This is a genomic window from Streptomyces typhae, from assembly GCF_009755605.1.
Classification (GTDB): domain Bacteria; phylum Actinomycetota; class Actinomycetes; order Streptomycetales; family Streptomycetaceae; genus Streptomyces; species Streptomyces typhae.
Window position 1 is genome coordinate 73,060 of sequence record NZ_WPNZ01000032.1, and the last position, 22,382, is coordinate 95,441.

The following is a 22,382-nucleotide window of genomic DNA, read 5'->3' on the forward strand; positions in this document are numbered from 1 at the left end:
ACGCCCGCTACAGCCATGACGACCACGACGACAGCGACGGCGACCGCCGTGCAGCGGCGACGCGAAGGCTTACGACACAGACAGGGACAAACAAGGACGAGGCGCCGACCGGCGGCGACGGGCGGCACTTGAGGCGGCTAGCCCGGCACACGCCCGGCCCGCGCCCGGCACGCGCGCCCGGCAGCCCACCCGTCCGGCAGCCCACCCGTCCGGCAGCCAACGCGTCCGCATCACCAGTCAGGACGAGTACGCATGCCGTCACTCCTTAACAATTCCGCCGACGTTTCTGTGAAATGTTGCCCCCGGCACGCGTCTTGAAAGTCGGCGAGGCGCCGAGTGATAGTTCCGGACACGGCGAGACCCCACACTCCCGTCAGACAAGGACCACCCCTCAGCGAGGCGGAGCCAGCGCATTCGAGCGACTCCGTCCCGGGTTCCTGTCTGCTATTCGGAAGGAATGAACGTGCGCACTTCCCGTAAATTCGGCATCGCCGCGGCAGGCGTTGTCCTCTCGGCCACCGCGGTCCTCGGGACCCAGACCGTGGCACAGGCGCAGGACTCGGTGTCCGCTCCGCGCTACCAGCCCGAGATGGTACGGGCGCTCGCTGCCTCTCTCGGCGTCAGCGAAGCGGCCGCGATCGACCGCCTGGACCGGCAGGACGCGCAGCAGGACAGACTCGACGGTCTGCGCAAGAGAGGCATAGCCGACGACGGTGCGTTCTTCGACGCCGCCGGCAACCTGACCGTCAACGCCGCCGACGCCGCCGACGCCGCCCGGATCGAGAAGGCCGGACTCGACGCCCGCTCGTCCGCCCGCGGTCAGGACGAACTCGACAAGGTCAAGGCCGAGCTGGACGCCGCAGCCCGCGAACGCACCCCGTCGGGTGTCACCGCCTGGTCCGTGGACCTGGCCGCCGACAAGGTCGTCGTCAAGGTGAACAACAGCCGCGGCGCCGGTGCGAAGGCGTTCCTCGCCGAGGCCGCTAAGCACGGCTCCGCCGTCAAGGTCGTGCGCAACCAGGAGAAGCTCCAGCCGCAGGCCGCGATCTACCCCGGCAGCAAGATGACGATCAACAGCGGCTCCGGCTACTGTTCCGTCGGCTACGGCGCCAGGGACCAGTCCGGCAGGCAGTACCTCGTCACCGCCGGGCACTGCGTCGCCAACCTGCCCACCCTGCGCTACGACGGCACCGCCTTCGCCAAGGGCACCAAGACCCGCTACGCGCTCGGCACCCGCAGCGTCGACATGGGGATCGCCACCATCAACTCCGGCCACTCGATCACCACCTCGGTCGGCACCTGGGGCCAGGCCGGGACCGTGGCCGTCAAGGGCAGCAGCCGCGCCTCGTCCGGTGCGGCCCTGTGCAAGTCCGGTGCCACCACCGGGTGGACCTGCGGCAAGGTCAGCTCGTACAACAACACCGTCACCTACACGGACCCCAACGGCGGCCCTGACACGGTCGTCTCGGGTCTGGCCTCCTCCAGCGTCTGCACCGAGGGCGGTGACAGCGGCGGCGCCTACATCTCCGGGAACCAGGCTCAGGGCATGACCTCCGGCGGCCCGATCGGCCAGCAGTGCTCCGGGGTCAACTCCAGGGGCTCCTCGTACTTCCAGCCGCTCGACGACACCCTGCGCTACTACGGACTGACGCTCAACACCAACTGATCGACCCGCAGCACGACCGGCCACGGGCCGCTCACCCGTTAGGGTGGGCGGCCCCTGGCCGCTGCCCGCACCACGACGGCCGTCGAACCGCCCGCCGAAAGACGCCATGCCGCACACCCTCAACGACGGTCCCGACGCGACGTTCGCGACCGTGTTCCGCAAGGCCCTGCGCCGGCGCGGGCTGTCCCTGGAACGGATACGCGACCATCTCCAGGCCCATGGGATCAATGTCAGCCTCGCCACCCTCAGCTACTGGCAGAGCGGACGCAGCCAGCCCGAGAAGGCGCAGTCCCTGCGGGCCGTGGACGCGTTGGAACCCCTGCTCGGCTTTCCCGCGGGCACACTGCGCTCGCTCCTCGGCCCCCGCCGTCCGCGCGGCTGGGCACCGCCGCACGACCCGGCCGCCGTCCGCGACGTCTACGGCGAGAACTCCGACGTCGAACACGTCCTCGGCGAGCGCTTCCCGCACTTCAACTCCGACATCCGGCATCTGATCGTGCACGAGACGGTCACCGTCGACGAGCGCCGCTTCGTGGCCGAGACGCGGGTCACCATGGTCGTACGAGCCGTGCGCAGCGGCGTCCGGCATCTGACGGTCATCCACTCCCTCGACTCACCGGAGGCCGGGACGATCGAACTCCGTGTCCCCTGCGGGCCGCCGCCGCCCGTCCGGTTCCTGCCGGAGGTGGACTGTGTGGCCGCCGACCTCCCTCTCGGCCGTCCACTGGCGACGAACGAGACCGCGGTCGTCGAGTACACGCTCCGCGCCGCCTCCGCCGAGGGGGTCTCCACCTTCCACGAACGCCGCGTCATCACGCCGCTGCGGTCCTATCTGCTCCACGTTCGTTTCCATCCCCGGGCGGTGCCTTCGAATTGCTGGCACCTCTATCGCAAGCAACTCGGCGACGCGCCACAAAGCCGTCACCGCGTGGCTCTCGACGAATTCCACACGACGCACCTGCTGCCGACGAAATGCACGCCCGGGGTGTACGGCGTCGAATGGGAATGGCCGGCCTGACCCGACACCGTTCCGCGGACCGGCCTCGCGCGCGAGGCGATACGGTCTGCGGATGACCGGACCCCAGATCCTTCAGACCACTCGTGAGTCCTACGACGCCATCGCACCGACCTACGCCGAACTGTTCCAGGACACCCTGCGCGAACGCCCCCTGGAGCGCGCACTCTTGAGCGCGTTCGCGGAGTTGGTGCGGGCGAGCGGCGGGGGCGGCGAGGTCGCGGACCTCGGCTGCGGGCCGGGGTACGTCACAGCCCACTTGGACGGCCTGGGCCTCAAGGCCTTCGGCGTCGACGCCTCGCCCGTGATGATCGAGCTGGCCCACAAGTCGTATCCCGGGCTCCGGTTCGAGGTCGGCTCGATGGCCGCGCTGGACATCGCGGACGGTTCGCTGAGCGGCGCGCTCTCACGGTGGTCCGTCATCCACACCCCGCCGCAGGACGTGCCCGCCATCGTGGCCGAGATCGCCCGGGTCCTGGCACTGGGCGGGCACCTGTTGATCAGCTTCCCCGCCACCGACGGCCCCCACCACGAGACGCAGGCGTACGACCACGCGGTGGCAACGGCCTACCGCTGGTTCCCCGACCGCTTCGCCGCGCTCCTCAAGGACCATGGCCTGACCGAGGTGGCCCGCACGGTCATCGAGCCGAAGCCGACCGACAAGCGGCAGTTCCAGGAGATCCAGCTTCTCGCCTGCAAGGCACAGGCAGCGGCAGGCACGGAGGCAGGGGCAGAGACAGGGACAGGGACAGAGGCAGAAAAAGAGGCATAGGGACGCGGGGCGGAGCGCGGAAGACAGAAGGCGAAAACAACAAAGGCAAGGAGAGTCCTCTCCTTGCCTGTCTCAAGTTATAGCGCACCGGGGGGCTTGCGGCAATACCCGGGTCGTGGCGCAAAATCGTCCGCCGAGGCCACAACCTGCGGAAATGAGGGCACGACGTGATCGAGCAGTATGTGTGCGGTCTGGACGAGGTCGACGAGGCGCAGGTCGCGTTCGTCGGCGGCAAGGGCGCGCACCTGGGCGGGCTGTCGCGGATCGAGGGCATCCGCGTGCCGCCCGGCTTCTGCGTGACGACGGACGCCTTCCGGCACGTCATGGCGCAAGCACCGTCGATCGACGGTCGGCTCGATGAGCTGTCGCGTCTGGACCCGGACGACCGGGAGGCGATCCGCACGCTCAGCGCGCGGATCCGCCGGGCCGTCGAGGACATCCCCATCCCTGACGACATCGCGTCGGCGATCACCCGCGCGCTCACCGAACTCCCGCTCCAGCACCAGCACCAGCACCGACTCGGCGAGCAGGCCGCCTACGCCGTCCGGTCCAGCGCCACGGCGGAGGATCTGCCCACGGCCTCCTTCGCCGGACAGCAGGACACCTACCTGAACGTCATGGGGCCGACGGCCGTCCTCCAGCACGTCAGCCGGTGCTGGGCCTCCCTGTTCACCGAGCGGGCCGTGACCTACCGGCAGCGGAACGGCATCGATCACCGTACGGTCCACATGGCCGTGGTCGTGCAGCGGATGGCCTTCCCGCACGCGTCCGGCATTCTCTTCACGGCGGACCCCGTCACGGGCAACCGCGAGGTCGCCACCGTGGACGCGGGCTTCGGCCTCGGCGAGGCCCTGGTATCCGGCCTGGTGAACCCGGACGTCTTCACGGTGCGGGACGGCGAAGTCGTCACCAAGGCGATCGCCGCCAAGGAGCGGGCCGTGCAGGCCCTGCCCGGCGGCGGTACGCGGGAAGTGGCAATCGACCCGCGGCAGCAGGAGCTGCCGGCGCTGTCGGACGAGCAGGTCGTGGAGCTCGTACGCCTCGGGCGGCGGATCGAGGCGCGCTTCGGCCGCCCGCAGGACATCGAATGGTGTCTGGCCGACGACGGCTTCCAGATCGTGCAGAGCCGACCGATCACGACGCTGTTCCCCGTCCCGGCCCGTACGACCAGCGACGGAGACGGAGACGGCGGCAATCACGTCTACGTGTCCGTGGGCCACGGGCAGATGATGACCGACCCCATGAAGCCCCTGGGGTTCTCCATGTGGCAGCGCACGGCCCTGGTGGCCATGCACGAGGCCGGCGGGAGGCTGTTCGTCGACGTCACCGAGCGCCTGGCCTCACCCGCGACCCGCGACGGTCTTCTGGAGGTCCTGGGGAGAGGCGATCCGCTGACGAGGGACGCCCTGGAGACCGTCCTGGACCGCGGCGACTTCGTGCCGACGCTCCCGGACACGGCCCCTGGCGCACCCCCGGCCCACGCTTCGGCCCCGGCCACGGCGTCGGCCCACGATGAGACCACCCCGGCAGAGGCCGATCCGGCCATCGTCGCCGAGCTGATCGAGCGCAGCCAGGAGTCCGTCGCCGCCCTGGAGCGCGACGTCCGCACGAAGACCGGACCGGCGCTGTTCGACTTCCTTCTGGAGGCCTTCGAGGAGCACAAGAGGGTCCTGAAGGATCCGCTGAACTTTCGGGCGATCATGGCGGGAATGGATGCCACGTGGTGGCTCAACGACAAGCTGCACGAGTGGCTGGGCGAGAAGAACGTGGCTGACACGCTCACGCTGTCCGCCCCCGACAACATCACCTCGGAGATGGGTCTGGCGCTGCTCGACGTCGCGGATGTGATCCGCCCCTATCCGGAGGTGGTGGCGTTCCTGGAGGGCGTCGACGACGAGGGCTTCCTGGAGCAGTTGGCGAAGCTCGCGGGCGGGGCCGAGGCGCGGGACGCCATCGAGGGCTATCTCGACCGGTACGGCATGCGCTGTGTCGGAGAGATCGACATCACGAGGCCGCGGTGGCGCGAGCGGCCCACCACGATCGTGCCCGTGATCCTCGACAACGTCAGGAACTTCGAGCCGGGCGCCGCCGAGCGGCGCTTCGAGGAAGGCAGGCAGAAGGCGCAGGAGAAGGAGCGGGACGTGCTGTCGCGCTTGCGTGCCCTGCCGGACGGGGAGCGGCGGGCCGACGCGACCAAGCGGATGATCGACCAGGTCAGGGCGTTCATCGGGTACCGGGAGTACCCGAAGTACGACATCGTCAGGCGCTACTTCGTCTACAAGCAGGCGCTGCTGGCCGAGGCCGGGCGCCTCGTGCGGGCCGGTGTGCTGTCCGACGCGGAGGACGCCTTCTACCTCACGTTCCAGGAGCTCGACGACGTCGTACGCACGCATCGAGTGGACGGGCGGCTCGTCCAGGAGCGCAAGGAGGCGTTCCGTTCGTACCACGCGCTCACGCCGCCGCGGGTCCTGACGTCGGACGGGGAGGCCCTCACCGGGTCGTACCGGCGCGACGACGTCCCGGCGGGCGCGCTGGTCGGTCTCGCGGTCTCCGCGGGGACCGTCGAGGGCAGGGCCCGCGTCGTCCTCGACATGGCGGACGCCGATCTCGAAGCGGGCGACATCCTCGTCACGGCCTTCACGGACCCCAGCTGGTCGCCGCTGTTCGTCGGGATCGCCGGCCTGGTGACGGAGGTGGGCGGCCTGATGACCCATGGCGCGGTGATCGCCCGGGAGTACGGCTTGCCGGCCGTGGTGGGCGTGGAGCAGGCCACCCGGCTGATCCGGGACGGACAGCGCATCCGCGTCCACGGCACCGACGGGTACGTCGAGATCCTCTCCTGAGCCGCCACGCCGGACCTACGCGTGGGGCGCCCGCCGCGGGTCCGCGGCGGGCGCCCCACGCGCCTATCCAGAGTCGTTCCTTCCAGAGTCGTTCCTTCTAGAGTCGTTCGCATGATGATCGACACGGAGGCCACCGGCTCCCTCTTCGCATCCCTCCAGGCGGACGCCCTCAGCAGCCCGGACCAGCTGCGCGAGCTCTACCAGCAACCGAACCCGAACGCCCTCCGCAAGGAGATCGACCACCTGACCGAGGAGAGCCGGGCGCTGATCGGCTGCTCCTCCCTGGTGTTCGTCGGCAGTGCGGACGCCGAGGGCCGGGCGGACGTGACGCCTCGTGGCGGCCCGGCCGGCTTCGTCTCGGTGCTTGACGAGCGGACCTTGGTGATACCCGACGCCACCGGCAACAAGCGGCTCGACACCATGCACAACGTGCTGCAGACCGGAAGCGTCGGGCTGCTCTTCCTCATCCCCGGCCGCCCGACCACCCTGCGCGTCAATGGCCGCGCCTGCGTCTCCGCGCGCCCGGAGCTGCTCGCCCGCCTCACTCCCGTGGGCAAACCCCCGGTCACGGCGCTCGTGGTCCACGTCGAGCAGGTGTATCCGCACTGCCCGAAGTCGCTGCTGCGCGCCAACGCCTGGCAACCGGAACGATGGGTTCCAGCCGACGCCCAACCGACCAGCGCCGAGGTGACGCTGGCGCAGCTGAACCTGCCCGGCCTGACCATCGACCAGATCGAGGAGACCGAACGGGAGTCGCTGCGCCTGCGCTACGAGTGAGGGTTCCCTCTCGCTTGCTGAGTCCCATGTGCCACCCCATACAGTGCACTTGCTGGTTACAGCTATGTTCGGCGGGTCGGCGGGTGGGAGAGGGAGGGTCTCGTGCGCAAACCGCGCGCTGGGCGAGGGGTGTTGTTCGCGGCGCAGGTGCTGCGCGGCCAGGCACAGGTCACGTTTCTGCCCAACGCCCTCACCGGGGCCGTCTTCGCCGTCGCGCTCGTCGCCGCGGACTGGCCCTACGCCGTGTACGGGGTGCTCGGCACGGCCATCGGCACCGGTACGGCACGGTTCCTCGGGGTGGACGGCGAGCGCGTGGCCGTGGGCGCCGAGGGTTTCAACGCCTGCCTGGTCGCGGTGGGGTTCGCGGTGCTGCTCGGGCCCTCGCACGCGTCCACCATGGTCCTCGCGGCCGGTGGCTGTGTGGTGGTCACCGTCGTCACCGCGGCCATCGCACGGCTGCTGGGCGGCTGGGGCCTGCCCACGCTCACCCTCCCCTTCTGCCTCACGGCAAGCGCGATGGCGATGGCGGCGCCGGGATTCCAGCGTGCCTGGCACGGCGGCCCGCGGCCCGCGGCGCTCACCGACGCCGCCGCGGGTCCGGTGGATCTGCGGTTCACCGACGTCGCCCGCGCGTTCTTCGCCAACATCGGGCAGATCTTCCTGATGCCGGAGTGGTACGTGGGGCTGATCCTCCTGGTCGGCATCTTCGCGGCCAGCCGTACGGCCGGGGCGATGGCCTGTGCGGGCAGCGCCGTGGGCATCGCCACGGCCTGGGGCCTCGGCGCTCCGGCGGACCGCATCAGCGCGGGCGCGATGGGCTACAACGCCGTGCTCGTGGCGATGGCGCTCTGCGGGGTGCTGCTCGCCGCGGACCGGTGGAGTCTGGGGTTCGCGATCGTCGGGGCGGCGGTGGCCACCCTCGTCGGACCGGCGGTGGAAGCCCTCGCGTCGCCCGCCGGCGGACACGCCTTCACCTGGCCGTTCGTCCTCACCACCCTGGTCTTCACGGCCGCGGTGCCGGGCCTGCCGCGGCTGCGCCGTACGGGAACGACGGCTGTCGCGACACCACCGGAGAACGCCGACGCGGTGCCCTCGGCGGCCACCTGAGCGCTCACAGCAGACCCAGGTCGCGGGCGCGCAGGGCGGCCTGGGTGCGGTCGCGCAGCGCGAGGCGCCCGAGGATGCGGGAGACGTGGTTCTTCACGGTGCCCTCGCTGAGATACAGCTGAGCGGCGATCTCCCGGTTGGTCCGCCCGCGTGCCACGAGCCGCAGGATGTCGACCTCGCGCGGGCTGAGGGCGACAGCCGGATCCGCCCCCGCGTCCGGGGAGGGCAGGGACGCGGCGAGGCGGCGTGTCACGGTGGCGTCGAGCTGGGTGACGCCCGCGTGCGCGAGGCGGACAGCGCGAGCGAGTTCGTCGGCCGGGAGGTCCTTCAGCAGATAGCCGTACGCGCCCGCGCGCAGCGCCCGCACGACGTACTCCTCGTCGTCGAACGTCGTCAGCATCACCACCCGGCACTCCGGTACCTCGGCGCGCAGGACGGTGACGGCCTCCACACCGTCCATCCCCGGCATCCGGACGTCCATCAGCACGATGTCCGGGTGCAGTTCGAGGGCCCTCGCGACGGCTTCGCGGCCGTCCACCGCCGTACCGACGACGTCGATGCCCGGCCTGATGGACAGCAGCGACGCGATGCCATCCCTGATCAGCCGCTGGTCGTCCACGACGAGCACCCGTACCGGCGCCGCAGCCGCAGCCGCATCCTCTTCACCCATGCCGGGACCCACCCCTGTTCCCGCCACTCTCCCCATTCCCGTCGCTCCCGCCACTCCCGCCGTTTCTCCCGCTTCCTTCGGTGCCGCGCGGCACCGTCACCGTGAGCCGCGTCCCCGCCCCCGGTCCGCTGTCGATCCGCACGCTGCCTCCCACCAGGTGCACCCGTTCCCGCATCCCGAGCAGCCCGAACCCGGCGGTGCCCTCCTCCGGGGCGAAGCCGCAGCCGTCGTCGCTCACCACCAGCCGCGCGGCGTGCTCCGCCAGGCGGACCGACACCGTCACCCGGGAAGCGCGGGCGTGGCGGCGCGCGTTCGTCAGGCCTTCCTGCGCGGCGCGGTAGAGAGCGGTCAGCTCCGCCGTGCCGTAGCCGCCGTCGACACCGTCCACCTCCACGGTGACACGCGGCCGGGCCTCGCCGCCCCGCGCGAGGTCCGCGAACGCCGCCGCGAGAGACGTGCGCGGCGGCTCATCGCGCAGGGCGCGCACGGACCGCCGTACATCGCCGAGTGCGCGCTTCACCGACTCCCGTGCCTCGTCGACCGCGCGCCGGGCCGCTTCGGGCTCCAGGGCCCGGAACTCCGAGGCGATCTCCAACTGCACCGAGACCGCGGTGAGATGGTGTCCGAGACTGTCGTGGATGTCCCGGGCGAGGCGGTTGCGCTCGGCCGCGGCGGACAGCTCCGCGACGCGCGCCGCGTACTCCTCAAGGGCACGCCGTGCCCGCTGCTCGCCCACGGCGACGGCCGCCATGGACAGCGCCAGGATCAGGCCCACGCAGAGCATCAGCAGGTCGGACACGCGTTCCAGATCGCGGTACCAGCCGGGGGCGGTCAGCACGTACCCGGCGAGGAGCCCGACCACGCACAGTGCTCCCAGCGTCAGCGCGACGCCGCGTCCGAAGACGAAGTACGCGGTGAACGGCAACAGGACGAAGAGGACCTGGGCCAGGCCGGAGACGTCGAGAGCGACCACCGCGGCGATCAGCGCGCACCGTGCCAGCAGCAGCCATGTGTGCCGTGCGTGTCGGTCACGGGTGTGGGGAGGGGAGGCAGCGCCCGCTGGGGGCGGTTGCGCCGTCGGCGGGGCCCCGGCCCCACGCTCCGGCCCCGGCGACATCACCGGTGCCGGTCGTCGCCTCCGCGTCGTCGTTACCCGGCGCGCCAGCGACTCCACGGCGAAGAGCCCCACGAGCCCGGCGGTGAAGCCCGCCAAGCGCCACAGCGACGGTTCCCGGCCGGGGTCGATCCCGGCCACCGCGTAGTACAGGCCACCGGCCAGCACCGCTCCGTACAGCAGGGGCGACACCCACGGCACCGGCACGTACCCGGCCATGGCCCACCCCCTCCCGCGTGCCGTACAGGCTAGGCGGGGCGGCATCCGAGGGCGAGGCCGCGGAGGCGTCCGCCGTAGGCTCTGGTCGATCGGCACTGACGAACGGCTGGACAGCGGGGTGCGGTTCAGTGACGTCCGGCTGCCGCTCCCACCGTTCCTCACCTGTCGTCCACGGCCGCGGGCTCCCTAGCCTTCTCGTCCCCGGCCCGTACGAATCCCGTACGCATCCCGGCCGGGCTCGCCCCTCGACGCACTGGAGCGGCACCATGCCCGAATCCGCATCCGCCCCCACATCCACACCCACACCCGCGCCCCCGTCTGGCCCCGCGAGCGACCGGACCGCCCGCCTCGGCGCCCTGTCCGGCCTCCTCTCCGGGCTCCTCATCGCCCTGCCCTCGCTCGTCGAGGCATTCACCGGGGAGACCGCCGCGACCAGCTTCTTCCTCGCCCTCTCCCCCGCGTTCTCGCTGCCGCTGCTCGTCGCGCTGCACCGGCGTCAGGCCGCCGTCACCGGCCGCTTCGGGGAGGCGGCCCACGTCGTCAACCTCATCGGCCTCGGCCTGTTCGGCGGCGCAGCGTTCGCCGCGAACCTGGTGCTGTTCCACTTCGACGAGGACGTCATCGACGAGACCCTCACCGGTCCCACGATTCCCGCGCTCATCGGCTCCGCGGCTGTCTTCGCCTTCGGCTGTGCCCTGTTCGGTACGGCCATGGTCCGCGCACGGGTGTTCCCGCGGGTCCCGTCGTGGTCGTACGCGACTGCCCTGCCCCTCTTCGCGTTCCTCATCGCCCTGCCCGACTCGCTGTTCACCAGCGCCCTGCACATCGTGGTCGGCGCCACGCTGACCTGGCTCGCGGTCGATCTGTGGAAGCCTGGCGGGGCGGCGGACCGCGCTGCTCGATCCGCGTGAGCCACGCCGGGAACCGTTCTCCGCGCCGCCCGGCGAGGCCATCCTTCGGCCGCAGCCGAACGGGCGGGCCCTGCCGGGCGGGGAGCGGCTTCTGTGCCAAGGGGCAGACGGCTCAAGACCCGTGCTGGCACGCTGAACGGAAGGAGTAGCGTGCCGCCCCGCCACCGCCTGCGCACGCCTGCCGCCCCCGCACAGGAGGTCGCCCGTGCCCCACGGCATCGTCACACGGCATCACGACCACCGACACGCACCTCCCCTGCACGCCGTGCTGCTCGGCCCGGAAGCGATCCGGTACCGCTGCTGTGAGCCGCGGCGAAGAGAATCCGGACGATGACAACGGAATCAGTGCCGCAATCCGAAGCAACGCCCATTGCGGCTCAACGGGGGTGTGCTGTGGAAACACGGGGATGTGCTGTGGAAACTTCGAAGGATCCCTGGCCCGCGCTGACCGAGATCGCCGGCGACACCGTGGGCTGGCAGTTCCAGCAGCCCGGACTGGCGCCCAGAGCCGTCCCGTTCGGCCTGGTCGCCCTGGTGGCCACGGTCAGTGTCCTCCTACCGGACGGTGACGTGCACTCGTGGCTGGAGTACGCGACGAGCGTCGCCCTCCTGCTCGTCTGCGCGGGCGCCTTCCTCCTGCCCTGGCAGCGGATGTCGGCATGGGCCCCGGTCCTGGTTCCGCTCCTCTACACCAGTTCCGTCCTGGAACTGATCCTGGCATCGGGCGTGGCCTCGGGTGTGGGGCTCGTGGCGCTGGCCCCGCTGATCTGGACGGTGCTCTTCCACCGCCGGTGGGAGTCGGCGTGCGTGGTGGTGGCGGTGGTGGCCGTGCAGGCGGCGGCGTCCGCCGTCCAGGGTGCCCCCGGTGCCGTCATCGGTCGGCGTGTGGTCCTCTGGAGCGCCCTCTGCGCGCTGATCGCGGTGGCCGCTCATGGCCTGCGGGCCCGTATCGGCGCTTCGCTGGTGGCCAACGCGGCGCTACAGGCGGAGGTGCGCGAGCTGTCGCTGGCCCGGGAGCGCGAGCGCATCGCCGCCGACCTCCGCGAGGGCGTGGTGCGTAAGATCTTCGACGCGGGGCTCGACCTGCACAGCGCGGCCGCGATGCTCGGCGAGGGGCCCGCACGCCGACGCCTCATGCACGGGGTGAACGAGCTCGACGAGGTCATCAGGGCACTGCGCGCGAGCGTGTTCGACCTCCGCGCCGGCACCGGCGCGGCGACGGACACCGCGACCGGGACGGCAGCCGGCACGACGGCGACCGGCACGGCGACCGGGGCTGCGAGGCCGGAAGCCGACCAGCGGTGATCGAGCGCCGACAGCGGACTGCTGCGGCCCGTCCGGAACCGCTCGGGAAATCCGGTTCCCCGGACGCCGCGCTGCCGGGACGCCACAATGGGCTACGTCAGTAACTACGCACCCAGTAGTCGCACGAACTGAGTACGTGCTCGTGCTCGTGCTTGTACCCAGCAGTCGCGCGGCGCCGGTCTTCAGTGGCCGCGTACTGGTCGCGTACTCAGTGATCGCATACTCAGTGGTCGCGTAGTCAGTGGTCGCGTAGTCAGTGGTCCGCCGTGTGTCTGCCTCTCCGGGCGCCTCACGGGTGCGTCAGGAAGGGCGAGATGTGAGCCGGGTCCAACAGCCGTCAGACGTGTCGAGCAAGCTCAACACCGGAGTCGCGCACAACGCACGGGTGTGGAACTACTGGATCGGCGGAAAGGACCACTACGAGGTCGACCAGCACGTAGGTGACCAGGTCGCCAGAGTGTTTCCCGTGATCCGGGACGTGGCCCGCGCCGACCGCGAGTTCCTCGGCCGCGCGGTCCGGTTCCTGACCGCCGACTGCGGAGTACGGCAGTTCCTGGACATCGGCACCGGACTGCCGACGCTCGACAACACCCACGAGATCGCCCAGCAAGCCGCGCCCGAGTCCCGGATCGTCTACGTCGACAACGATCCCATCGTGCTCGTCCACGCCCGCAGTCTGCTGATCGGCACCTCCCAGGGGGCCACCGACTACATCGATGCCGACGTCCATGAGCCGGACAGCATCATCGAGGGCGCCGCAGCGACCCTCGACTACGACCGGCCCGTCGCGGTCATGATGCTGGGCATCCTGAACTTCGTCCTCGACACGGGCGAGGCACAGGACATCGTCCGCAGGGTCATGGCCTCGGTCCCCTCCGGCAGTTGTCTCGTCCTGACCCACCCGACGACCGACTCCGACCTCGGCGGCGAGGGCAACGTCGAGGCCATGAAGTTCTGGAACGAGAACGCCACGCCACCGATCACCGCCCGCAGCCGCGCGGACGTCAGCGCCTTCCTCGAAGGCCTGGACCTCCTGTCCCCCGGCCTCGTCTCGTGCTCGCGATGGCGTCCCGAGACGGACTCCGCCGCCGTGCTCCCGCAGTTCGGAGCGGTGGCGGTGAAGCCCTGACCGGTCCGTCGCGGACGGACCGGTCAGCAAGGCCGTCAGCCCCGCGACCAGTACGTGCAATCCAGCGGCGGGGCATCGTCGGCTCGCGCCCGATCGGGGCATCGACGCCCCTCCTCGGCGCCGGGCGTGACGGTGGAGGTCGCCGGTGCCGGGCCCGGACCGTGTTCGTCCGCCTGGCTGTCCCCGTCGTCCAGATACAGCGTCAGGAATCCACCGACCACGACAAGACCCGCCCACGCCACGAGAATCCACCGCCAGGTCCGTTGCAGCAGCACCATCGCCTCCCTGCCGCTCTGCGCCCGACGGACAGTCTGGCAAAGGCACCACGGCCAGGGCACTGCTTCCGGCTCGTTCAGCGCGTCACCGGATGATCCTTGCTCAGCGCCGAAAGCGTGTCCCCGTAGTGGTTGACGTGCAGGACGGTCTGGTCGGCAGGTGAGTAGAGGATGCCGTAGAACTCGTATCTCTGCAGGAGGGGATACTGGTTGGAGTCGTCCGTGACGCCCGGCGTGTCGACATTGAGCAGTTCCAGCGACCCGTCGGGCCTTCGCTTCTCATTCGGTTCGAACTGCCTGCCGGGGCCGTCGTACGACCACTCCGCCTGCGCGAAGCCGGTGTGGAGCACGGCGTCGAGGGCGGCACGGTCGGCGGGGCCGCGGGCGTGGGGAGGGTTGAGTGCCACCGCCCGGTACTGGATGGGCGCGAAGGTCACATAGCCGGGCCGGGTCCAGGTGATGCCGACCTCGCCCGACCGCAACCCTTTGTTGATCTTCGCTGCCTTCACGAAGCGGATGTAGCGGACGTCCTCCTTGGCGCGGCCGCCGACGTTGAACCGGGCCTCGTGCCGGACATTGACCTTGCTGCCGCCCAGGAGTGACGGTGACCGCCCAGGCTCTCCGAAATCGACGCCGCCCGCGACCCGCTGCTCGCCCCTGGAGAGCTGTTCGAGCGTGCTCAGGACCTCGGGCGGCAGGCCGAGTTCCTGGTACGGCCTGCCGCGGACGATGCGGTCCGGGCCGCTCTGGGGCCGGTTGCGGATCGGCTCCAGGACGTTGCCGACCAGGTCCTCCTCGGTGGTCCGCTGGACGGGCACCGCGGCCCCGCCCGGCCTCGACGCCCGCTGCACGAGCTGCTGGACCGGACCGTGGCCGAGCCGCCTCCCCTGAAGGGCGAGCGTCAACGCGTCGTTTCCCACCGTGCCCTGGAGCGCCAGCATCCTTCCGGCTTCGGGGGCGAGCGTGGGCGGCGCTGCCGCGATGCGAGGCGTCTTTACATCGGCATGGGCCTTGTCGGCCTGTTCCTGCGCGCGCAAGGGCACTCCCTCCCTGGGTCGCCTGGCATCGTCACGGACGGCTGCCGGGGTGGGCGAGGGCCTTCAGGGCACCATCGAGGGCAGATCCGCACCGGCCTCCGACGCGTCAGGCGCCACGGGTCCCGGCTCGCCGTCGGTGCTCTCTGAGAACGAGAGGTCGAGCGCGCACTCGTCAGGGATGTCGGCGGCCGAGGTCGCACACTTCGCCGGGCCCGCCCCGTCCTGCTCGCCCATCTCGGGCTCGCCCGACCGGGGTTCGCCCGTCTCCGGCCCGCCCGACCGGGGTTCGCCCGTCTCGATGTCGATGTGCCCCTTCACTTCGGCGGAGGCAGGCTTTGTGGGGGCGGCGGGTCCTGCGGGCCGGGTGGTGTCCGCGGAGTCCGACGAGGACGAGCAGGCCGCCACAGCCGTCGTAGCGCACAGGACGAGAGCGGCAGAGGCCGCGACGTGACGAAAACGCATGGAGATCCCCCTAGTACGAACTGTAAGAACCACGCGAACCATACGGATGTTCAGCCAGGCGAACCTTCAGTCGATCAACCATGCCACATCGCGCGACGGGGTTCTCGCGCCCGCACAGCACACGCAGCAGGCCGCACGCCGGAGCCGGGAGTATCGCGGGCGTATCGAAAACCTCATACATCACCACAACACCCTCCTGTCTTCGATGAGCGCATGGACCACAGCGGTCCGAGCCGGGGGCATGCCGCCCTCGGCGTCCGCATGCCCTCACGAAAGAGAGCGCGTCGTGCCCTTGGGGAACATTCGTCCACCGCTGAGCAGGGCCGTCCTGGCCGCCGGTGTCACCGTGCTGGTGGTGGCCCACGCCGGGCCTGCCACCGCCGCCCCGGCGACGCGGGACGGGAACAACGCCCGGCAGGCGAACGTCCAGAAGGCGATGGAGGAGCTGGCGGGGGTTCGCGGCGTCGTGGGGGTCGTCGGTGGGGCCTACCTCGACGGGAAGCCCGTCGGCCTGGGCAGCGCGGGCTCCCGCCTCCTCGACGGCAAGGGCGGCAGAATACCCGCTAACGCCCGCTTCCCGATCTGGTCCCAGACCAAGCAGATGGTGGCCACCGTGGTCCTGCAACTGGTCCAGGAGGGCAGGTTCGGGGTGGACGACAAGCTCGGCGACCTGCTGCCCGAGGTGGTCGAGAAGGACCTGGTGACACGGGCCGACGAGGTCACCGTACGGCAGCTGATCCAGCACACCTCCGGCATCCCCGACTGGTGGTCCGGCAAGCCGAACCCGGACGGAAGCGAGGGCGACCCCTCGTTCGACGTGTTCGACTTCACCACCCACTACCGGCCGCTGGACCTGGTGCAGTGGAGCCGGGAGCGGCCCAGGACCGGCGAACCGGGCGAGAAGTGGTCCTACTCCAACACCAACCACACCCTCCTCGGCCTGATCGTCGAGAGGGCGACCGGCCACGACCTGGGCACCGAACTGCGTGAGCGCCTGTTCGAGCCGCTCGGGATGACCAAGTCCTATCTCAGGGTCCAGCCGCCGGAGGGCATCAAGGGGCCGCACGGCCACGGCTATTACCCCGACGCCGACGGCAGGCCGCGCGACGTGGACCGCTTCAACGCGAGCTTCACCGGGGCGGGAGCCGGAGGGGTGGTCTCCACCGCGCACGACGTGAGTGCCTACACCCGGGCCTTCACCCGAGGCGAACTGCTGCCGCCGGAACTCCAGCGCATCCTCACCGACCGGCCGCCCAACGGCCTGCACACCCGGGACAGGGGCCGCGGCAGTTGCGCCGACGACTTCTCGATCGCGGGCGGCCTTGCCCCCGGTTCCATCGCCCTGACCTCCTACTCGGGGGACGGCCGCCGCCAGTTCGCGATGTCCTTCACCCTGAGCGTCAAGCCCAGCGCCGTGCAGCTCGACGTCGGCAAGGCCGTGGAGGCCGCCTTCTGCCCGTCCTCCTGAGCGGAGTCCCCGCGTCGCAGTTCGTGGCCTGATGCGAGGATGAGTCGGTCGCCCTCGCGCTTGCGGGGCGGCGTCGGCATGATCGGGCGGCGCGTACGGGCGCGGGGAGCGGGGCAGGGCAGCGTGGGGCGGCAGCTCATGACGTACAGGGTGGACTACCGCACCGAGCCGCCGCGGCTCGTCAACGAGTGGGCTCCGGGGAGGGGCGGGGAAGCGCGCGAGCTGGCCTGGCTGCGCCGTGACCACGAACTCGACCACGCCCGAGGCGACTTGCGGGGCGGAGCGCATCCTTCGGTGCGGACGTTCCACGTCGGCGTGGACGAGGCCGTACCGACGGCCCGCGTGCGGACCGAGCGGCATTTGGACTCGGGGCAGGCGGTGTATCTGGTCGACGACGGGTACGGCGCGCCGCTCGGCCGCATCACGTACCGCCGGCGGGCGTTCGCGCGCTCGGAGTGGACGGTGGAGCCCGTGGCGGGCCCCGCCGCCCGTGGGCGCAAGGGGCGGCTCTTCTGGTGGGCGGTGTGGTGGCCGCTCGGCATGCCCCTCGCCTGGGTGTCGACGCTCATGGCCCTGTTCGCCGAGGGCGACGGCGGATTCGGGCCGCCCCGCAGGGTGATCTGGCGTGACGCCTCACGCCGCGCCCACATCGTCTACCGGGGCATCGCCGACGAGTACCGCGTCCTGGAGGAGGGCTGGGACCCCCGCCTGGTGAGCGCACTCGTCGGCCTGCACCAGTCCTTCGATCCGCCGGAGGCTGCTCCGGGGCTCGGTTGGTACGGAGACTGACCGAGCACCCGGGGCTGCGGTTGCGGTTGCGACTATGGCTTCGGCTTCGGCTTCGGCTTCGACTATGACTGCGGCTGCGGCTGTGACAGCGAGGCCAGGATCGGGCCGACCGTGGCCCGGCCCGTGCGGACGGGCACGCCGTCAGGGTCATGCATCATGGTCGTCCAACCCTCCGGTGACCGGCGGGTCGACCGAGACCACCAAGCGGCTCGGGCCGCTCGTCGCCCCGGCGGCCGTCCGCGTGGCTTGCAGACCTGCGGGGCGCACCGTGACGTTCTCAGGGTAGAGCCGTCCGAGCAGCGCCAGGACCACGAGGTCGCTCTCACCGGTGGCGTCGAGGGTGGTGTCCCCCGCCCGGGTCCACACCATCCCCTGTGCGCGCAGTGCCGCCCACACGTCCACGGTGCTGGGCGAGCCCTCTGAAGGTGCGTCGTACACGGGCGCGTCACCGGCGGGCGTGTCACCTGCGGACGCGTCGTACGTCGCGGGTTCCGGCCGGTGGGCGAAGCGGTGACCGCGCAGTGCCTGGCCGAGGTCGACGTGGACGGCGGCGGTGCTGCCGTCGGTGACCTCGATGACGGCGGTGCGGACTTCTTCCGTGGTCGGCCCGGGGACGCGACGAGCGGTGAGCGGGCCCGCCGGGGTGGTGGCGGGTGGCAGGTCTTCGACAAGGGTGCGGGGTGCCGCGTAATAGTCCGACGTCTCGACCACGTACGTGGCGGGTTCGACGGCGGCCGGGTCGGGACGCCACGTCAGCAGGTACCGGGGAGCGGTCAGGGGCGGCTGGTCGAGAACGGCGGGCAGCACAGTGCCTCCGGCGGCTGCGAAACCGTAGCCGTCCGGGCCGGACGTATCGGTGACGACGTGGCGCGCGAAGTCCACGATGCTGGTGTGCCGGATCTGGCGGACCAGGAGTTCGGTGAGGAAGGCGTCTCGGGCCGCCTCGGTGTGGCGCAGTCCGGTCGGGGTGACGGTCAGCGGGACGTCCTGCCAATTGGTGAAGGGGAGCAGGGCGTCGCGCAGCAGGACGACCTGGTGCAGCCACTCGTTGTAGAGCTGCATGGTGACGGGGCCCCCGCGGCTGCCCCGGAGCAGGTCGGCGGCGGCCGGGGTGAGCAGGTGGCCGTAGCAGTGGCTGCGGACGACCAGCGGTCCCGCGGGCAGCGGTATCCGGTCGGTGAGCAGCCTCTCCAGGGTTTCGGTGGCCCAAGAGGCCAGCTCCCGGCCGATCGTCTCGGCCTGGGCGGCCAGCTCACGGGCCGCCGGGGCGCTGTCGGGGCCGACGCGCAGCGTCAGGGATGTCTCCCTGGTGCCGAGGGCGAGTGTCGCACGGATCTGCTCCTCCAGTACCTCACCGTCGGCGCTGGTCAGCGCATTGTCATCGATGATGCCCTGGAGGAGGGGCTCGGTGGCGGTGAGGAACTGATGGGCGGTCAGGACGGTGCCGGTCGCGGGGAAGGTGTGCCAGCGGCTGCCTCCGAGGGTGGGTGCGGCCGGGGTGGGTGCGGCCGGGGTGGGTGCGGGATGCATGGGTCCTCCTGGGTGTCGTTACGTGGAGAGGTCGAGAGGCGAGGAGATGGGGGGTGGGTGTGGGTATTGGTGTGGGTGTGGGTGTGGGTGTGGGTGTGGGTGTGGCTGGGGGGCGGTGGAGGTCGCGGAGAAGCAGGGGCCGAGATGAGGGAGCCGGTCAGGCGGTCAGTCGGTCAGGCAGCCAGGCGGTCAAGGCGGTCAGGCAGGCAGAGGCATGGTCACCGGGCCAGGCATCGGCATCGGCCCCCGCGCCGACTCCCTGCCGGGCCTCCGCCGGCTTATCTGGATCGTACGATCCAGATTCAGCGCACGAAAAAATCACCCGAGGACCTCCAGCGCGACCTCCACGACGGATTCGAGCGCGCGCGGATCCGGCGTGATCTTCGAGGAGACCATCAGGCCGTTGAGGACGGTGCCGAGGAAGGCCGCCAGGGTGTGCGGGTCGTGCCGCGGCGCGATCTCGCCCCGCTCCACCGCCACACGCAGCACGTCGGCGAGCGCATCCCGGCCGGCGTCCTGCATGTCGCGCACGATGCGCCGGACCGACGCGTCCTCAGGAAGGCGTTCACATGCGGCATTGACCGCCAGACAGCCCCTGCCGTCCTGCCCGACGGCGATACGGATGCGCTCCGTCAGGAGCGTACGAACTGCGGAGCGGGCATCCGCACCCTCCTCCAGGTCACGCAGGGCGGCCGCCGCGAGGGTGGTGCGGTAGTGCGCGAGCGCGGCCCGGTACAGGCCGTCCTTGTCGCCGAATGCCGCGTACAGGGACCCCTGCCCGATCCCCAGGTGCTGGGTCAGGTCGCGTACCGAAGTGGCCTCGTAGCCACGCGTCCAGAACAGTTCCATGGCGCGGCTCACCGCCGCTTCGGTGTCGAACTCCCGGGTCCTTGCCATGGTGCGACCTTAGCTTATCTGGATCGCTCGCTCAAGAACGATCCGGCGATTCGGATGCGTGGCGGCGGGCGGTGAGGGTAGTGGCCTCAGGCCGTCTCGTAGCCGGATACGGAAGGCCAGCGGACCGTCAGCACCACGGATGGTTCCTCCGCGAACCATGAGTGGTCGACGCCCCGGCCCCACACGACGTAGTCCCCCTGCTCGGCCAGGACCACGCTGCGGCCGGGAAGCTCCACCCGGAAGCGGCCGCTGATCAGGACAAGCAGGGCGGTGCGCTCCTCGCCCTGCACCCAGAGCGCCCGCTCGTCGCCCTGCGGATGGACACCCCATTTGATCTCCACGGCCTCGCTGTGCCGGGGATCGGTGACGTCCTTGAAGTGCCCGAGGAGCCACCCCCGGTCCAGTGCCGCGTCCTTGCCCGCGTTGCCCACGTACACGCTGTCGTCCATGGTCCCGGAACGTAGCAGTCCCACCCACCCGCCACCGGGGAGTACAGTCGGTTGGCTGCTCAGCCCGCGCCGGACCGGGCCCGGCAGCTCCGTCCGTTCTCTTCGTATGCCGGCCAGGGGATGCCATGACCCGTACGCAGGAACCGTCCGAGCTGCCGCAGCGGGAGCCCGAAGCCACCGGAGCGACCGAGGTGCCGTCCGCGCGTGAGGCAACGGGGACGCCGCCTGCCTCTGCCTCGCCGTCCGGCGCGGACCGCGTGGTGCGGATACGGCGGCGCCTGGAGCGCCTGATCGGCATCGCGGCGACCGAGGGCAACAAGCTCCTGCCCTTGCGCAACGGCGATGAGATCTTCGCCGCGATGCTGGCCGGGATCCGCCGCGCCGAGCACACGGTGGACATGATGACCTTCGTGTACTGGAAGGGCGACATCGCCCGCCGGTTCGCGGAGACGCTCGCGGAGCGGGCCCGTGCCGGGGTGCGGGTGCGGCTGCTCCTCGACGGGTTCGGGAGCCGGCTGATCGAGACGGAGCAGTTGGACGCCATGGAGCGCGCCGGGGTGCAGGTGGCGTGGTTCCGCAAGCCGCTGTACCTCTCGCCGCTCAAGCAGAATCACCGCTGCCACCGCAAGGTGCTTGTCGTCGACGAGGAGATCGCGTTCACCGGCGGGGTCGGCATCGCCGAGGAGTGGTGCGGTGACGCCCGCAACGAGAACGAGTGGCGCGACACGCATGTGGAGGTCCGGGGCCCGGCCGTGGACGGGATCGCCGCCGCCTTCGCCCAGAACTGGGCCGAGTGCCACGACGAACTCTTCGACGAGCGGGACCGGTTCATCGAGCACCGCCCCCAGGGCGACGCCGTCGTGCAGGTCGTGCGCGGCTCGGCCAGCTTCGGCTGGCAGGACATGCAGACCCTGATCCGCGTGATGCTGGAATCCGCCGAGGAACGCTTCCGCCTGGCCACCGCCTACTTCTCCCCGGACGCGTACTTCATCGAGCTGCTGTGCGCGACGGCGCGGCGCGGTGTCGAGGTGGAGATCGTGCTGCCCGGACCGCACACCGACAAGCGGGTGTGCCAGTTGGCGGGTCAGCACTACTACGAGGACCTCATCGCCTGCGGGGTGAGGATCTACCAGTACCAGCCGACGATGATGCACGCCAAGGTCATCACCGTCGACGGGGTCGCCGCTCTCATCGGCTCGACCAACTTCAACCGTCGCTCGTTCGACCACGACGAGGAAGTCATGCTCGCCGTCCTGGACCAGACGTTCACCGCCACCCTCGACGAGCACTTCGAGGCGGACGTGGCGGCCAGCGAACTGATCAGAGCGGGCCGCTGGCGGAGACGTTCGGTCCTCCAGCGAGCCCGGGAGGCCGCTGTCCAGCCGATCCGCCGGTTCCTGTGAACCCACTGCGCTCGGCTCCTGTGGAACAAGCGCTGGAACGGCTTCACACCCGGTGTTCGACGTAGGGTGTGGCTCTTCTGCGGGGACGCGCGGAAGCATCCAGGTGCCTGCCCTTAGGGTTGAAGCAAGTTCAGTGATCAGTCCGGAGGTGTCGTTCCTTGCAGATGAAGCTGAGCGCGATAACGCTCGATTGTCCTGATCCGCTGGCTCTGTCGTTGTTCTATCAGCAGGCCACGGGCCTTGAACCGCACCCGAAGTCGAACGCGGAGTTCGCCGGGCTCAACCGCGAGGATGGGCTCCTTCTCGGCTTCCAGCGGGTCGACGACTACCAGCCTCCCGACTGGCCTGGCCAGGCCAACCCCCAGCAACTCCACATCTGTTTCAAGGTGGCCGAGAACCTCGACGAGGTGGAGGTCCGGCTCGTGGAACTGGGCGCCGGCAAGCCGGACTACCAGCCCCATGATGCAGCCAAGGCACGGGTGCTCACCGATCCGGCTGGGCATCCCTTTTGCGTGGTAAGTGAGTAAAGGCCCCTGCGTGCTGT

At 70.7% G+C, this 22,382-nt stretch carries 21 protein-coding genes; 13 read left to right on the forward strand and 8 right to left on the reverse strand.

Annotation, left to right across the window (positions count from 1 at the left end; all coding sequences use genetic code 11):
• Positions 1-457 precede the first annotated feature (457 nt).
• The 6 genes from GPA10_RS38005 (at position 458) to GPA10_RS38030 (ending at position 8,180) form a co-directional block, all read left to right on the forward strand.
• Positions 458-1,666: a S1 family peptidase gene (locus GPA10_RS38005; RefSeq protein WP_157169397.1), complete on the forward strand. Its 1,209-nt coding sequence runs from the start codon at positions 458-460 to the stop codon at positions 1,664-1,666.
• 106 nt (positions 1,667-1,772) lie between these two features.
• Complete coding sequence (locus GPA10_RS38010) at positions 1,773-2,684, forward strand: helix-turn-helix domain-containing protein (protein WP_058850663.1); 912 nt, start codon at positions 1,773-1,775, stop codon at positions 2,682-2,684.
• A 52-nt stretch (positions 2,685-2,736) separates the two neighbouring features.
• Positions 2,737-3,453 (forward strand): class I SAM-dependent DNA methyltransferase, encoded by a 717-nt coding sequence (locus tag GPA10_RS38015; RefSeq protein WP_157169398.1) that lies wholly within the window; start codon positions 2,737-2,739, stop codon positions 3,451-3,453.
• 167 nt (positions 3,454-3,620) lie between these two features.
• The gene (gene rph / locus GPA10_RS38020) at positions 3,621-6,296 is read left to right on the forward strand and encodes a rifamycin-inactivating phosphotransferase (RefSeq protein WP_343041778.1); all 2,676 of its coding nucleotides are present in this window, start codon (positions 3,621-3,623) and stop codon (positions 6,294-6,296) included.
• 111 nt (positions 6,297-6,407) lie between these two features.
• Complete coding sequence (locus GPA10_RS38025) at positions 6,408-7,073, forward strand: pyridoxamine 5'-phosphate oxidase family protein (protein WP_157169399.1); 666 nt, start codon at positions 6,408-6,410, stop codon at positions 7,071-7,073.
• Positions 7,074-7,175: 102 nt separating this feature from the next.
• Positions 7,176-8,180, forward strand: a complete 1,005-nt coding sequence (locus GPA10_RS38030) for an urea transporter (protein WP_343041779.1) — start codon at positions 7,176-7,178, stop codon at positions 8,178-8,180.
• Between the two features lie 4 nt (positions 8,181-8,184).
• Here GPA10_RS38030 and GPA10_RS38035 read toward each other — a convergent pair whose 3' ends face one another.
• On the reverse strand, positions 8,185-8,850 hold the full coding sequence (locus tag GPA10_RS38035; protein WP_157169400.1) for a response regulator: 666 nt from the start codon (positions 8,848-8,850) through the stop codon (positions 8,185-8,187).
• Positions 8,843-10,183 carry a sensor histidine kinase gene (locus GPA10_RS38040; protein WP_198351829.1) on the reverse strand — a complete coding sequence of 447 codons (1,341 nt, stop codon included), beginning with the start codon at positions 10,181-10,183 and terminating at the stop codon, positions 8,843-8,845. Before GPA10_RS38040 ends, GPA10_RS38035 begins: the two co-directional genes overlap by 8 nt.
• 266 nt (positions 10,184-10,449) lie before the next feature.
• On the opposite strand from GPA10_RS38040, the gene GPA10_RS38045 reads away from it, so the two are divergent.
• The 3 genes from GPA10_RS38045 (at position 10,450) to GPA10_RS38055 (ending at position 13,528) form a co-directional block, all read left to right on the forward strand.
• Positions 10,450-11,094: a hypothetical protein gene (locus tag GPA10_RS38045; protein ID WP_246260467.1), complete on the forward strand. Its 645-nt coding sequence runs from the start codon at positions 10,450-10,452 to the stop codon at positions 11,092-11,094.
• A 414-nt stretch (positions 11,095-11,508) separates the two neighbouring features.
• On the forward strand, positions 11,509-12,399 hold the full coding sequence (locus GPA10_RS38050) for a sensor histidine kinase (RefSeq protein WP_343041780.1): 891 nt from the start codon (positions 11,509-11,511) through the stop codon (positions 12,397-12,399).
• A gap of 343 nt (positions 12,400-12,742) precedes the next feature.
• Positions 12,743-13,528 (forward strand): SAM-dependent methyltransferase, encoded by a 786-nt coding sequence (locus GPA10_RS38055; protein ID WP_343041781.1) that lies wholly within the window; start codon positions 12,743-12,745, stop codon positions 13,526-13,528.
• Positions 13,529-13,563: 35 nt separating this feature from the next.
• On the opposite strand, the gene GPA10_RS38060 is transcribed toward GPA10_RS38055, so the two are convergent.
• The 3 genes from GPA10_RS38060 to GPA10_RS38070 form a co-directional block, all read right to left on the reverse strand.
• Positions 13,564-13,806: a hypothetical protein gene (locus GPA10_RS38060; protein WP_157169401.1), complete on the reverse strand. Its 243-nt coding sequence runs from the start codon at positions 13,804-13,806 to the stop codon at positions 13,564-13,566.
• Positions 13,807-13,880: 74 nt separating this feature from the next.
• Positions 13,881-14,840, reverse strand: a complete 960-nt coding sequence (locus tag GPA10_RS38065; protein ID WP_157169402.1) for a hypothetical protein — start codon at positions 14,838-14,840, stop codon at positions 13,881-13,883.
• 63 nt (positions 14,841-14,903) lie between these two features.
• A complete protein-coding gene (locus tag GPA10_RS38070; protein WP_157169403.1) occupies positions 14,904-15,302 on the reverse strand; it encodes a hypothetical protein in 399 nt (132 codons plus the stop codon).
• 292 nt (positions 15,303-15,594) lie between these two features.
• Here GPA10_RS38070 and GPA10_RS38075 point away from each other — a divergent pair, with 292 nt between their 5' ends.
• Both GPA10_RS38075 and GPA10_RS38080 read left to right on the forward strand, forming a co-directional pair.
• Positions 15,595-16,770, forward strand: a complete 1,176-nt coding sequence (locus tag GPA10_RS38075; RefSeq protein ID WP_157169404.1) for a serine hydrolase domain-containing protein — start codon at positions 15,595-15,597, stop codon at positions 16,768-16,770.
• A gap of 39 nt (positions 16,771-16,809) precedes the next feature.
• Positions 16,810-17,559, forward strand: a complete 750-nt coding sequence (locus tag GPA10_RS38080; protein ID WP_157169405.1) for a hypothetical protein — start codon at positions 16,810-16,812, stop codon at positions 17,557-17,559.
• Between the two features lie 147 nt (positions 17,560-17,706).
• Here the strand turns inward: GPA10_RS38080 and GPA10_RS38085 are convergent, their stop codons facing one another.
• From GPA10_RS38085 to GPA10_RS38095, 3 genes are all read right to left on the reverse strand, one after another.
• The gene (locus GPA10_RS38085) at positions 17,707-19,089 is read right to left on the reverse strand and encodes a hypothetical protein (RefSeq protein WP_157169406.1); all 1,383 of its coding nucleotides are present in this window, start codon (positions 19,087-19,089) and stop codon (positions 17,707-17,709) included.
• 318 nt (positions 19,090-19,407) lie between these two features.
• Positions 19,408-19,986: a TetR/AcrR family transcriptional regulator gene (locus GPA10_RS38090; protein ID WP_157169407.1), complete on the reverse strand. Its 579-nt coding sequence runs from the start codon at positions 19,984-19,986 to the stop codon at positions 19,408-19,410.
• Between the two features lie 86 nt (positions 19,987-20,072).
• A complete protein-coding gene (locus GPA10_RS38095) occupies positions 20,073-20,435 on the reverse strand; it encodes a cupin domain-containing protein (protein ID WP_157169408.1) in 363 nt (120 codons plus the stop codon).
• 125 nt (positions 20,436-20,560) lie between these two features.
• On the opposite strand from GPA10_RS38095, the gene GPA10_RS38100 reads away from it, so the two are divergent.
• Together GPA10_RS38100 and GPA10_RS38105 are read left to right on the forward strand one after the other, a co-directional pair.
• Positions 20,561-21,838 carry a phospholipase D-like domain-containing protein gene (locus GPA10_RS38100; protein WP_157169409.1) on the forward strand — a complete coding sequence of 426 codons (1,278 nt, stop codon included), beginning with the start codon at positions 20,561-20,563 and terminating at the stop codon, positions 21,836-21,838.
• A gap of 164 nt (positions 21,839-22,002) precedes the next feature.
• Positions 22,003-22,365: a VOC family protein gene (locus GPA10_RS38105; protein ID WP_157169438.1), complete on the forward strand. Its 363-nt coding sequence runs from the start codon at positions 22,003-22,005 to the stop codon at positions 22,363-22,365.
• Positions 22,366-22,382: the final 17 nt, after the last annotated feature.

Coding starts and splice junctions, on each gene's coding strand:
- GPA10_RS38100 (WP_157169409.1), top strand. CDS start 20,561: ATGACCCGTACGCAGGAACCGTCCGAGCTGCCGCAGCGGGAGCCCGAA.
- GPA10_RS38015 (WP_157169398.1), top strand. CDS start 2,737: ATGACCGGACCCCAGATCCTTCAGACCACTCGTGAGTCCTACGACGCC.
- GPA10_RS38090 (WP_157169407.1), bottom strand. CDS start 19,986: ATGGCAAGGACCCGGGAGTTCGACACCGAAGCGGCGGTGAGCCGCGCC.
- GPA10_RS38105 (WP_157169438.1), top strand. CDS start 22,003: ATGAAGCTGAGCGCGATAACGCTCGATTGTCCTGATCCGCTGGCTCTG.
- GPA10_RS38035 (WP_157169400.1), bottom strand. CDS start 8,850: ATGGGTGAAGAGGATGCGGCTGCGGCTGCGGCGCCGGTACGGGTGCTC.
- GPA10_RS38060 (WP_157169401.1), bottom strand. CDS start 13,806: ATGGTGCTGCTGCAACGGACCTGGCGGTGGATTCTCGTGGCGTGGGCG.
- GPA10_RS38070 (WP_157169403.1), bottom strand. CDS start 15,302: ATGCGTTTTCGTCACGTCGCGGCCTCTGCCGCTCTCGTCCTGTGCGCT.
- GPA10_RS38080 (WP_157169405.1), top strand. CDS start 16,810: ATGAGTCGGTCGCCCTCGCGCTTGCGGGGCGGCGTCGGCATGATCGGG.
- GPA10_RS38010 (WP_058850663.1), top strand. CDS start 1,773: ATGCCGCACACCCTCAACGACGGTCCCGACGCGACGTTCGCGACCGTG.
- GPA10_RS38040 (WP_198351829.1), bottom strand. CDS start 10,183: ATGGCCGGGTACGTGCCGGTGCCGTGGGTGTCGCCCCTGCTGTACGGA.
- GPA10_RS38045 (WP_246260467.1), top strand. CDS start 10,450: ATGCCCGAATCCGCATCCGCCCCCACATCCACACCCACACCCGCGCCC.
- GPA10_RS38005 (WP_157169397.1), top strand. CDS start 458: ATGAACGTGCGCACTTCCCGTAAATTCGGCATCGCCGCGGCAGGCGTT.
- GPA10_RS38085 (WP_157169406.1), bottom strand. CDS start 19,089: ATGCATCCCGCACCCACCCCGGCCGCACCCACCCCGGCCGCACCCACC.
- GPA10_RS38025 (WP_157169399.1), top strand. CDS start 6,408: ATGATGATCGACACGGAGGCCACCGGCTCCCTCTTCGCATCCCTCCAG.
- GPA10_RS38095 (WP_157169408.1), bottom strand. CDS start 20,435: ATGGACGACAGCGTGTACGTGGGCAACGCGGGCAAGGACGCGGCACTG.